The organism is Brevundimonas sp., assembly GCF_004210735.1.
In the GTDB taxonomy this organism is placed as follows: Bacteria; Pseudomonadota; Alphaproteobacteria; order Caulobacterales; family Caulobacteraceae; genus Brevundimonas.
Genome location: NZ_SDZL01000069.1, coordinates 1 through 10,182, shown reverse-complemented (window position 1 = coordinate 10,182; position 10,182 = coordinate 1). Strand labels below are relative to the sequence as shown.

The 10,182-nt window shown below is 66.9% G+C and carries 10 protein-coding genes; 4 read left to right on the top strand and 6 right to left on the bottom strand.

The features are described 5' to 3' along the window. The 4 genes from ettA to EON91_RS12625 all read right to left on the bottom strand — a co-directional run. Positions 1–1,331, bottom strand: a 1,331-nt coding sequence (ettA, locus tag EON91_RS12640; protein WP_292095339.1) for an energy-dependent translational throttle protein EttA, incomplete at its 3' end; no start/stop codon positions are given. Between the two features lie 113 nt (positions 1,332–1,444). Next, complete coding sequence (locus EON91_RS12635; protein WP_292095336.1) at positions 1,445–2,500, bottom strand: S41 family peptidase; 1,056 nt, start codon at positions 2,498–2,500, stop codon at positions 1,445–1,447. A 91-nt stretch (positions 2,501–2,591) separates the two neighbouring features. After that, the gene (locus EON91_RS12630; protein WP_292095334.1) at positions 2,592–3,203 is read right to left on the bottom strand and encodes a TIGR02466 family protein; all 612 of its coding nucleotides are present in this window, start codon (positions 3,201–3,203) and stop codon (positions 2,592–2,594) included. 257 nt (positions 3,204–3,460) lie between these two features. After that, positions 3,461–4,213: a methyltransferase domain-containing protein gene (locus EON91_RS12625; RefSeq protein ID WP_292095331.1), complete on the bottom strand. Its 753-nt coding sequence runs from the start codon at positions 4,211–4,213 to the stop codon at positions 3,461–3,463. 195 nt (positions 4,214–4,408) lie between these two features. On the opposite strand from EON91_RS12625, the gene EON91_RS12620 reads away from it, so the two are divergent. Continuing rightward, complete coding sequence (locus EON91_RS12620) at positions 4,409–5,347, top strand: polyprenyl synthetase family protein (RefSeq protein WP_292095341.1); 939 nt, start codon at positions 4,409–4,411, stop codon at positions 5,345–5,347. Positions 5,348–5,405: 58 nt separating this feature from the next. Here the strand turns inward: EON91_RS12620 and EON91_RS12615 are convergent, their stop codons facing one another. Together EON91_RS12615 and EON91_RS12610 are read right to left on the bottom strand one after the other, a co-directional pair. Beyond that, positions 5,406–6,611 (bottom strand): hypothetical protein, encoded by a 1,206-nt coding sequence (locus tag EON91_RS12615; protein WP_292095328.1) that lies wholly within the window; start codon positions 6,609–6,611, stop codon positions 5,406–5,408. Positions 6,612–6,731: 120 nt separating this feature from the next. Further along, positions 6,732–7,937 (bottom strand): pyridoxal phosphate-dependent aminotransferase, encoded by a 1,206-nt coding sequence (locus EON91_RS12610; protein ID WP_292095325.1) that lies wholly within the window; start codon positions 7,935–7,937, stop codon positions 6,732–6,734. Between the two features lie 117 nt (positions 7,938–8,054). Here EON91_RS12610 and EON91_RS12605 point away from each other — a divergent pair, with 117 nt between their 5' ends. The 3 genes from EON91_RS12605 to EON91_RS12595 form a co-directional block, all read left to right on the top strand. Next, complete coding sequence (locus tag EON91_RS12605) at positions 8,055–8,768, top strand: VTT domain-containing protein (protein ID WP_292095322.1); 714 nt, start codon at positions 8,055–8,057, stop codon at positions 8,766–8,768. 25 nt (positions 8,769–8,793) lie between these two features. Next, positions 8,794–9,411: a glutathione S-transferase N-terminal domain-containing protein gene (locus EON91_RS12600; protein ID WP_292095319.1), complete on the top strand. Its 618-nt coding sequence runs from the start codon at positions 8,794–8,796 to the stop codon at positions 9,409–9,411. A gap of 228 nt (positions 9,412–9,639) precedes the next feature. Further along, a partial coding sequence (locus EON91_RS12595) for a rod shape-determining protein (RefSeq protein ID WP_292095318.1) occupies positions 9,640–10,182 on the top strand: 543 nt, incomplete at its 3' end.

Sequence of the window (10,182 nt, the reverse complement as noted above, 5' to 3'; positions counted from 1 at the left end):
TGGCCGACCTTCTTCTGCTGGTCGCCGCCCTTGAAGTTGAAGCTGCCGACATAGGCGCGGGTGTTGATCTCGCGCTTGCCGACCATCATCACGTCGGTGCCGCCCGAGATCGCCTGCCAGATGGTCTCGTCCGGTTTCAGGTCGTCGCGCGACTGATCGACATAGGCCAGCTTGACCGTCTCGCCGACCTTGATGGTTCCGCCGTCCGGCGTTTCCTGGCCGGTGATCAGTTTGAACATGGTCGACTTGCCGGCGCCGTTGGGGCCGATGACGCCGACGATGCCGTTGGGCGGCAGCTTGAAGGTCAGGTTGTCGAACAGCGTCTTGTCGCCATAGGACTTCTTCAGGCCCTCGACCTCCAGCACCACATTGCCCAGGCGCGGGCCGGGCGGGATCTGGATGTGGGCGTGGGTCTGCGCGCCGCGCATCGATTCCTGCTCGTCCACCATCCGCTCATAGGCGGCCAGACGGGCCTTGGACTTGGCCTGACGGGCCTTGGCGCCGGAACGGACCCATTCCAGTTCGCGTGTAAGGGCGCGCTGGCGCGCTTCGGATTCCGAGTTCTCCTGAACGACGCGCTTCTGCTTGGCTTCCAGCCACGAGGAGTAGTTGCCCTCGTGCGGATGGCCCTTGCCGCGGTCCAGCTCCAGCGTCCACTTGGTCACCAGGTCCAGGAAGTAACGGTCGTGGGTCACCAGGATGACGCAGCCCGGGAAGTTCTCAAGGTGGTGCTGCAGCCAGGCGACGGACTCGGCGTCCAGGTGGTTGGTCGGTTCGTCGAGCAGCAGCATGTCGGGCTTGGACAGCAGCAGGCGGGCCAGCGCCACGCGGCGCTTTTCACCACCCGACAGGTTGGTGACCTCCCAGTCGTCCGGCGGGCAGCGCAGGGCGCCCATGGCCATTTCGATACGGCTGTCGATGTCCCAGACGTCGCCGGCGTCGATCTTCTCCTGAAGGGCGGTCATCTCCTCCATCAGCTCGTCGGAGTAGTTCTCGGCCATCTCCATCGCGATGGCGTTGAAGCGGTTGACCCACTGCTTCTCTTCGCACCACGACTCGACGTTCTGGCGAACGTTCAGGCTGTCATCCAGCTTGGGCTCTTGTTCCAGATAGCCGCGCTTGACGCCGTCGGCGGCGCGGGCTTCACCGGTGAACTCATGGTCCAGGCCGGCCATGATCTTCAGCAGGGTGGACTTACCCGAGCCGTTGACGCCGACCACGCCGATCTTGGCGTCGTTGTAGAAGCTCAGCCAGATGTTCTCGAAGATCTTCTTGCCGCCGGGAAAGGTCTTGGTCAGACCCTGCATCTGGAAAATATATTGCTGCGCCATGAGGTGCGGTGCGCCCTGTCGTCTGATCGGATGGGGAGGTTGGCGCGGGATGTAGCGGTCGCGCGCCCTTTGAGCAAATCCCTAGCCGCCGGACAGGGCGGTTTGAAGGCGGCTCAGGCGGCCGCACAGCCTGGCTGGGTCGTCAGCCACGCCTTGGCCGCTTCGACTACGGCGTCGTCGGGATCGGCAGGGTCGCCTTCGCCATGGGCGACGGGGGTGTCAGGAGGGACGCCGTCCGGATAGATGCGACCCTCGCGGTCGGCCATCATGCTGGTGGTGACCACCAGATTGACATCGTCGCTGAGCGTAAAGCCCTCGTTGCTGCTGGCGACGCCCGCAGTGGTCTGGCCGAAGAACCGCGTGTTAGGGCGTCCGCTGAAGGCAACGGCGATACCCTCGCCAGAGCTTCCGACACCGTCGTCGATGAGCATCGCTACAGGCGTGTTCTCCAGGCCGGGTAGAGAGCGCCAGTTGGTGGCCCGGGCAGCCTCCATGCCTTTGTATTGGCCTTCATTGACCAAGAAGGCGCCGTTCTCGAAACGCGCGTAGGAATCGCTGTTCAGATAGGCGTCGCCCAACAGAGCGCTGAGGCCGGCCTTCATCGGCCAGACGTTGCCCCCGACGTTGCCGCGCAGATCGACGACGTAGCCACAGGCGCGCTCGGAAGCTGCGGCGACGTGGCCGAAGACGGTGTCCGCATAGGCGCGAGCATCGGCCCCGCCGCCGAACACCTTGGGCGCTGTCACGAGTTCTGCTTGCTTGCCCGATGCGAGGGCGAGAGGGCGGGCGGACCGCTCACGGCGCATGATAAATGTGGACGTCTGGGGCTTGCGCGGGACGTCGGCGTCGAACTCGCGCCCGTATCGCGCCTTGTAGGCGTCGCGCAGGCTTTGGTCGACCTGGACGAAGCTGTGGTGGTCGCCCAGCGCAGTCAGCAGGCGGCTGTAAACCGGCAGAAGGTCGATCGTGTCCCGGGCGGTAGCAGCATCGGCCCGCGCGTGCGTTTCAATGGCCGCCCAGTCGACGGCGTCGCGACGGTAGGCTGTCGGGCGAATGGCGGCGATAGCCTCGGTTACGCGCGCCTGGGCGTCGAAAGGCGAAGCAGCGGCATCGGCAGCCTGAGGCGTTGCAGCCGTCAGAGTCAGGGCGGCGGCGAGTATGGCGAGCATGGGCGTCCCTAGATTTGATCTTCTGGGCGTAAGCAGGGTGCGGGACTGCCGCCAGTGAATTCGCGGTCATTCTGCCAAGTTGCGACCAGCGTCAGGCGTAGTTGAAGCTGATCGAGATGCGGTCGGATTTGGCGCCGTTGGTGGGGACTTCGTGGCGCAGCCAGCTTTCCCACATCAGGACCGTGCCCGCCTGGGGCTTCAGATAGACGAAGGGGCGTTCGGCCTCGGGCGCGTCGGGCAGGACGCCGGGGCGGGCCATCATCATCGGCAGGCGCGGGTCTTCCAGCTTCAGCGACGAGGCGCCGTCCGGAACCTCGACATAGACGGTGCCGGACAGGAAGGCGTGCGGGTGGATGTGGCCGGTGTGGCCGCCGCCGGGCTTCAGGATGTTAACCCACAGATTGTCGAGGCGTGGCTTGCGGGCCAGGTCGAAATTGAGGGCGCGGGCATAGGCCTGCGCGTGGCGATCCAGGTGGCGCTTCAACTCGCCGAACTCGGGAAAGCGCACCGGCAGATCGTTGATCGAGCCGTAGGAGGTGTAGCCGCGATAGGCGTTGGCCCGGCACCAGGCACGGCCGCCCGCGTCCTCGTCCGCCAGCATGCGGCAGGCGTCGACCAGCGAGGCGTTGAAATCATCAAAGCCGCGCCCGTCGGCGAGGCTGGATTCATAGACCTGGGTGACGAAGAGGGGGCGCAGGGACATGGGCCTGCCATAGCCCTTCCTCCCCCCAGGGAAAAGACGAGCGCACGGCGAGCGAGGGCGTGATGTGATGGCCGGCGGTGAATTGCTTCGCCCGTTCAATGCCTGTCGCATCGCCGACGGTCTTTGGCCTGCCGTCATCCGGACCTGTGGCAAGCTGTGCGGCTCATATCTGGACCGGGGGATTTCAGACTAATCAGACTATTCAGACTGTATTTTTCGCCGGGCGGGGTCTGGACGTCAGTCGCGACCCATACCGATCAGAAGGGCAGGTCGGCCTCGCCCCTCAGGATCGCCTCGGCCTCGGCCGTGTGCTTGGCGCCCGAGCGGTCATGCAGGATCAGCGGGGGCAGCAGGCGCAGCGGCGCGCGGCCGCTCTTGATCGCCTGGACCAGCACGCGCTTGGCCGGCTCGTCGGCGAAGGCATGGATGGGGCGGATGGCGAAGGAGCCGGCCGTCTGGCCCAGCAGGGACAGCAGGTCGGACAGCCGGTCGGCGCGGTGGATGACGACGATGCGTCCGCCCTCGCGCACGGCTTTCAGCAGGAAACGGGTCCAGGCGGCCAGGCCGTCGTCGGCCATCCAGGCGGCGCGCTTGCCCGGCGCGGGCGCGCGCAGGGCGCCGGGGTCGTCAAAGAAGGGGGGATTGCTGATCGCCCAGTCAAACGGCGGCAGGGCCAGCGCGCGGAACCCGTCGGCCACGTCGCCGCGCCGGATCGCCACGCGGTCGGCCACGTCGTTCAGGGCGGCGTTCTGAATGGCCAGGGAGGCCATGTCGGTCTCGCGTTCGAGCCCCGTCAGTTGGGCGCCGGGACAGCGGGCGGCGACCTGAAGCAAGGCCCCGCCCACGCCGCACCCGGCCTCGATCACCCGCTCGCCCGCCGCGACGGGCGCGGCGGCGGCCAGCAGGGCGGCGTCCATGCCGGCGCGATAGCCACGCGCGGGTTGGTGCAGGACGACGCGGCCGCCCAACAGGCGGTTCTCGGTGATGTCGGCTTCGGGCGCGTCGGTCACGCAGCTTGACCCTTCATGGTGGCGCCACCATTGTGCGCCCGAACGCCGCCGGGCAAGGCGGCGCGACGCAATTCGGGCGCGGCTCCCCCCGACCGAGCCCCAATCTGAAAGAGTATTCCATTGGAAGTCGACACGGTCACCCCCACCCGTTCCAAGGGTGACGTCGAGGCTCTGATCCGCCTTGCGGCATCGGACATGGCGGCGGTCGACGCCCTGATTCTGGCGCGGATGCAGTCCGAGGTGCCGGTGATCCCGCTGCTGGCGGAACATCTGATCGCGGCGGGCGGCAAGCGCCTGCGTCCGTTGCTGACGGTGGCCTCGGCCCGGGTCGTGGGCGGTCAGGATCTGGGGCCCGCGCACCGGCTGGCGGCGGCGGTCGAGTTCATCCACACCGCCACGCTGCTGCACGACGACATCGTCGACGGTTCGGACATGCGGCGGGGCAAGGTGGCGGCGCACCTGATCTGGGGGGCGGCCTCGGCGGTGCTGGTCGGCGACTTCCTGTTCGCGCGCGCCTTCGAACTGATGGTCGAGACGGATTCGATCCGGGCCCTGGGCATCCTGGCCACCGCCTCCAGCGTCATCGCCGAGGGCGAGGTGCTGCAACTGACGCGGGCCAAAGACATCAACCTGGACCGCGAGACCTATCTGCGGATCATCGGCGCCAAGACGGCCGAGCTGTTCGCCGCCGCGGCCGAATCCGGCGCGGTCGGGGCGGGCGCCGACGCGGCGGCGGTCAAGGCGATGCGCGATTACGGCATGGCGCTGGGCTTGGCGTTCCAACTGGCGGACGACGCGCTGGATTATGGCGGCACGGCCGAGGCGCTGGGCAAGAACGCGGGCGACGACTTCCGCGAGGGCAAGGTGACCCTGCCACTGCTGCTGGCCATGCAGCGCACGGCGGGACGCGAGGACGCCTTCTGGAAACGCACCCTGGACGACGGCCAGCGGACCGAGGCGGACTTTGTCCGCGCGCGCGAGCTGGTGATCGGCTCGGGCGCCCTGTCGGGCACTCTGGATGCGGCGGGCGAGTTCGCCGATCAGGCCAAGGCGGCCCTGTCTGTCCTGCCTGACAGCGACTGGCGAAGGGCGCTGGAGCAACTGGCCGATTTCGCGGTCAGCCGCCGGGCCTGAGCGCGAAACAAGACGCGGCCGATCCGCAGGACCGGCCGCGCATCTTCCTCCTAACGGATCAGCGGCGCAGGAAACCGCCGATCAGGGCACGCGCCGCGGCGCCGGCGACATTGCCCGGCGTTGGCAGCACACCGGTCGGATTGGCCGCCTCGCGAGCGGCGTCGGCCGGACTGGCCGGTTCATCGGCGTCGCCCGCCATGTCCCGCGCATCCATGCCCAACATGGCCGAAGCGGTCGAATTGTAGCGGACCTTGGTCACATATTCGATGTTCCAGGTCTGGCGACGGTCGGCCGGGCGTGGCGGATAGCTGAAATTCACCTCGCCGCCATAGGCCGTCATACGCAGCATGGCCTGGGGCGCGGCCGCCAGGAAACCGGACGGGATCGCGCACTGGGTGGTTACGCCCGGCAGCAGCACCTTGCTGCCCAGCAGCCGGTCGATGTCGGCCTGGGCCAGCATGTCCGGCACGGCGCCCATCATGATGGGCACGGCGCTGGAGGTCCAAAGGATCATCTCGTTCTTGTCGTTGGTCGACAGGGCGGTGGCCAGGATCGCCTTGGCGCCGCTGACGGGCTGCCAGCTGACGCGGCCCTGACTGGCCTGATCCGTGCCACTAAGCTGGAAGGCGCCGACGAAATCCTGATGGGCGTTCAGGCTGAATTTGATCTCGGGACTGTAGTTGCCGCGCACGACGTGGTCGCCGACCAGTGAGCCGCTGGCGGGGATGTGACCCTGCTGACCGTCGGGCCAGACGCCGTAGGTGCGCCCCTGGCCCTGCGAGGGCGGCGCCGGAGAACGAACGTCGACGGCGTTCCACAGACGCTGGAAGGCGGCCATGCCCTGGCTGGGGTTGATCGTCAGGGGCGCGCCGCCGCTCTCGCCACAGCCATGGTAGATGATGATCTTCGGCATGCTGGCGGCCTGCTGCTCGAAAATGCGGCGAGCCTGTTCGGGGTCAGGCTCGGGCGCCTCCTGCGGTCGTGGCGCCGGGGTCGCCAAAGGCAGGCGAGGGCCGGCAGCCAGGCCGACCGGTGGCAGGTGGTCCGCTGCCGGGGCAGCGGTTGTGCGGCTGGACTGCAGTTGCAGCATCAGGGATTTTTGAATCCCCTGACCGCCCATCATGCCCATGCCGGCGCTGGTCTCAGCTGTCACCCAATAGGTGGCGATCGGACCGGTGGTCGGCTGGTTCTGGGCGGCGGTCTGGCCTGAAACGGCCAGCGAGGCGAGGGTGGCGGTGACAGCGGCGAAAGTCAGGCGTTTCATGGGAGGCTCCCGACGTTTGAGAACGTTGATCCCTGAAACTTACGCTCCTGCATCAGTCACGAGTAAAGAGCACGCGACCGATTTGAGATGAAGGCGCCAACAGACGCCTTCAACCTCGACCTATTTCAGGCTGGCGCAGAACCGCTGGATGCGGGTGCAGGCCTCTTCCAGAACGGCGTCCGAGGTGGCGTAGCTGACGCGGAAATAGGGATTCAGGCCGAAGGCCGTGCCCTGAACCACGGCGACGCCCTCGGCGGCCAGAAGCTCGCTGGTGAAGGTCTCGTCGTTGTCGATGACGACGCCCGAGGGCGCGGTCTTGCCGATCAGCCCCTCGATCGAGGGATAGACGTAGAAGGCGCCTTCGGGGCTGGCGCAGCGAATGCCCGTGGCCTGGTTCAGCATCGAGACGACCAGGTCGCGGCGCTTTTCGAAGGCAGTGGCGCGCGGGGCCAGGAAGTCCTGCGGCCCGTTCAACGCCTCGACCGCCGCCCACTGGCTGATGGACGAGGGGTTGGATGTCGTCTGGCTGGCGACCTTGCGCATCAGGTCGATCAGCGGCTTGGGCCCGCCCGCATAGCCGATGCGCCAGCCGGTCATGGCGTAGGCCTTGCTGACGCCGTTGACGGTCAGGGTGCGGTCGTAAAGGTCGGGCGCGACCTGAGCGATCGTCAGATATTCGAACCCGCCATAGACGAGATGTTCGTACATGTCGTCCGTCAGGATCCAGACCTGCGGATGCTTGCGCAGCACCTCGGCCAGGGCTTCCAGCTCGGCGCGGGTGTAGGCGGCGCCGGTCGGGTTGGACGGCGAGTTCAGGATGATCCAGCGCGTGCGCGGCGTGATGGCGGCGTCCAGCACCTCGGGGCGCAACTTGAAGCCGTCGGCCTCCTGACCGATCACGGTGACCGGCTCGCCGCCCGCCAGCAACACCATGTCCGGATAGCTGACCCAGTAGGGGGCCGGGACGATGACCTCGTCACCGGGGTTCAGCGTGGCGACGAAGGCGTTGAAGATCACCGGCTTGCCGCCCGAGGCGACGTGGATCTGGTTGGTCTCGTAGGTCAGGCCGTTCTCGCGCGCGAACTTGGCAGCGATGGCGGCCTTCAGTTCGGGCATGCCGTCGGCGTCGGTGTATTTGGTCTCGCCGCGGTTGATGGCGTCGATGGCGGCGGCCTTGATGTTGTCCGGCGTGTCGAAGTCCGGTTCACCAGCGCCCAGACCGATGACGTCGCGGCCCTGACGCTTCAGTTCGCGCGCCTGGGCGGTGACGGCCAGGGTGGCCGAAGGCTTGACGCGGGCGAGGGCGGTGGACTGAAGGCTGGACATGGCTATCCCGAGTGTTCGATGAGGGCGCCGGGGAGGCGATGCTTGATACGCAACCGGGCCTTCCTGCACAACGTTTGTGCGGCCTGGCGCCGATATTGGGTCGATGGAACGAGTTTGATGCGCGCGGTCGCCGATTTCCTGATGAATATGGAGGCCCGGCGCTGGCGAGCGCTGGCGGCGACCTTGCTGTTGTTCGGGGGCATGATCGCCCTGTTCGCGGTGGGCAAGAGCCAGTTCGGACTGGCGGCCGAGGATCGGCTGGAGGTCTGGCTGGGCGGGTTCCAGCATGGGCCGTGGGGTCTGGTCGCGGCGGTGGTGGTGTTCACCCTGTCGGCCTTCGTCGGCGTGCCGCAATTCATCCTGATCGCCGCCTGTGTGGTCGCCTTCGGGCCGTGGTTCGGCTTCGCCTACAGCTGGGTCGCGACGGTGGCGTCGGCGGCGGTGACGTACTGGCTGGGGCGCGGGGCGGGTGCGCGGGCGCTGGACCGGTTCGGCGGCAAGACGCTGGATCGGCTGAGCCGGTTCGTGGGGCGCAACGCGTTTTCAGCCAGCTTCATCATCCGCAACGTGCCGTCAGCGCCGTTCATCGTCGTCAATATGGCGTTCGGGGCGGCGCGGGCGTCGTTTGCGGGCTTTCTGGCCGGGTGCGCGCTGGGGGTTCTGCCCAAGACGGCGCTGGTCGCCTTCTTCGGCGGATCGTTCATGACGGCGGTCAAGGGAGACGGCGTGTGGACGTCGGTGATCCTTGCGGCGGTCGCGGGCGTTTGGCTGGTGCTGATGCTGCTGGTCCGCGAGGTGGTGCGTCGCCGCGAGGCCGTCCGCGACATCTGATCGATCGCTTTCACGGAGAACGATGATGCTCAAATTCTATTATTCGCCCGGCGCCTGCGCCATGGCCTCGCACATCGCGCTGGAAGAGGCCGGAGCTGATTATGAGTTGATCAAGATCGATCTGCGCAAGGGCGAGCAGAAGACGGCGGAGTATCTGGCCGTCAACCCGGCGGGCGTGACCCCGGCGCTGGTGACGGACAAGGGCGTGATCACCGAGAACGTCGCCATCCTGGCCTATGTCGCGCAGCTGTATCCACCCGCGAACCTGGCCGACATCGACGACCCCTTCGCCTTCGCCCAGACCCAGCGGGTCAACGGTTATCTGGGATCGTCCCTGCATCCGGCGATCGGCAAGGTGATCTTTTCGCGCCCGCCGCTGGAAGGGGAGGCGCGCGAGACGGCCGTGACGCTGGCCCTGACGAAATACGATCTGGTCGAGCAGTACCTGCTGAAGGGGCCATGGGTCGCGGGGGAGACCTATACGGTTTCGGACGGCTATCTGTCGGTGTTCAGTCGCTGGGCGCGTCAGGCGGATCTGCTGGCCAAGGAGCGCTTTCCCAGGCTGAACGCGCATCTGGATCTGGTCCAGTCGCGCGACGCCGTTAAGCGTGTGCTGCATCAGGAAGGACTGGACCCTGTCTGAAGCGCAAATGTCCAAGCGGAGCCGAAAGCGGGGCTGTAACCAGGACGTGATCACCGTGTGTGATCGGGGCTTGTAATCGGTTCGTCATGCGGGCAAACCGGCCCTCGGTCGGTACAGGCGAAGACGATCAGGTTGTTGCGCGCAGGCTGCGCGTGGCGGGGCGTCGCCGGAACGACTGTAAAACGCAGAACGCCCCTTCAGGCCCGAACCGAACGGTAGCCCACGCCCATGCTTTCACCCCTATTCGGCATGATCTCCAACGACATCGCGATGGATCTGGGGACTGCCAACACCCTGATCTATATGAAGGGCAAGGGCATTGTCCTGAACGAGCCCTCGGTCGTCGCCCTGCGCAACGTCGGCGGTCGCAAGATCGTCCATGCCGTCGGCATAGAGGCGAAGCAGATGCTGGGCCGCACGCCCGGTCACATGGAGGCGATCCGCCCCATGCGCGACGGCGTCATCGCCGACTTCGAAGTCGCCGAAGAGATGATCAAGCACTTCATCCGCAAGGTTCATAACCGCAAGGGCTTCGTGAACCCCAAGATCATCGTCTGCGTGCCCTCGGGCGCCACGGCGGTGGAGCGTCGCGCGATCAACGACAGCTGCCTGAACGCCTCGGCGCGCCGCGTCGGCCTGATCGACGAGCCGATGGCCGCCGCGATCGGCGCCGGCCTGCCGATCCACGAGCCGACTGGTTCGATGGTCGTCGACATCGGCGGCGGCACCACCGAGGTGGCCGTTCTGTCGCTGTCGGGCATCGTCTATTCG

Bases quoted from the DNA above. Each gene is read 5' to 3' on its own strand.
- EON91_RS12605 (WP_292095322.1), top strand. From the start codon at position 8,055: ATGCGCGCGGTCGCCGATTTCCTGATGAATATGGAGGCCCGGCGCTGG.
- EON91_RS12630 (WP_292095334.1), bottom strand. From the start codon at position 3,203: ATGTCCCTGCGCCCCCTCTTCGTCACCCAGGTCTATGAATCCAGCCTC.
- EON91_RS12600 (WP_292095319.1), top strand. From the start codon at position 8,794: ATGCTCAAATTCTATTATTCGCCCGGCGCCTGCGCCATGGCCTCGCAC.
- EON91_RS12615 (WP_292095328.1), bottom strand. From the start codon at position 6,611: ATGAAACGCCTGACTTTCGCCGCTGTCACCGCCACCCTCGCCTCGCTG.
- EON91_RS12635 (WP_292095336.1), bottom strand. From the start codon at position 2,500: ATGCTCGCCATACTCGCCGCCGCCCTGACTCTGACGGCTGCAACGCCT.
- EON91_RS12620 (WP_292095341.1), top strand. From the start codon at position 4,409: ATGGCGGCGGTCGACGCCCTGATTCTGGCGCGGATGCAGTCCGAGGTG.
- EON91_RS12610 (WP_292095325.1), bottom strand. From the start codon at position 7,937: ATGTCCAGCCTTCAGTCCACCGCCCTCGCCCGCGTCAAGCCTTCGGCC.